An 835-nucleotide genomic window follows, 5' to 3' on the forward strand; every position below is an offset into this window, starting at 1 on the left:
AGACCAAACAGCGTCCAACCAATCTCCTTCAAGAAGGTCATGCCTCCTCCTCATGGCGCCGCAGGCGCACGATTTCGAATGACCCTCTGCCCGAGACCAAACAGCGTCCAACCAATCTCCTTCAAGAAGGTCATGCCTCCTCCTCATGGCGCCGCAGGCGCACGATTTCGAATGACCCTCTGCCCGGCAGAAGACGGGACAGAGCCATTCCAACACTGGCGAAATCTCTCATGGCTATCAGCTCATCTCGTGGTGGTCGAAAGCGCTCATAGACGACCGTCATGAGCGGGCCTCAGCAGGGAAGACCGCTTGATGGAAGTGTTGGGCTACATGCTCAGCGAGACAAGTCTTCGGCCGTTCCATCCACGGCGGGACCTACGCTCTCAGGCAAGCTGCGCAGGACCAAATCGAGAGCCTCGTCCGCTGTGAGACCCGATGCAGGGAGACTGCGTCCTGGAATCGACACGGTGTGCTTGCCTTCGGGCGTGCACCCGACCACTGGGCAGTCCTCGGTGTATGGATAGCCCGTGCACCTGCTGAAGCACAAGCGCGACAAGCTCGTGAAAGGGAATAGCTGTCTCAGTTGTGGGGTCTCGTACGCGAGACGTATGAATACTGCGAGTTCAGGGAAATCCGTCGGGACCCGCTGGAGATACGTATCCCAAGCCCGCTGCGTAGCCTTGCCGCTTTCAAAAGCTTCGGCACCCTCGGCGACTGAAACGAAGGGGAAGGATGCCGCCAAGGCCATTGAGTTTGATAGACCGGCTATCCAGAAATCTATAGCTGAGGCGGCGAGTTCGACGTTGGGAGTCTGCCCCCTCGCAAGCTGAACGCC

The 835-nt window shown here is 58.7% G+C and carries 1 protein-coding gene; it reads right to left on the reverse strand.

Features of this window, described 5'->3' with window-relative positions; all coding sequences use genetic code 11:
* Positions 1-334: 334 nt before the first annotated feature.
* Positions 335-748 carry a DUF6193 family natural product biosynthesis protein gene (locus AC1D01_RS36990; protein ID WP_477874833.1) on the reverse strand — a complete coding sequence of 138 codons (414 nt, stop codon included), beginning with the start codon at positions 746-748 and terminating at the stop codon, positions 335-337.
* Between the last annotated feature and the right edge of the window lie 87 nt (positions 749-835).

It is taken from the genome of Rhizobacter sp. P3_B12, assembly GCF_056402895.1.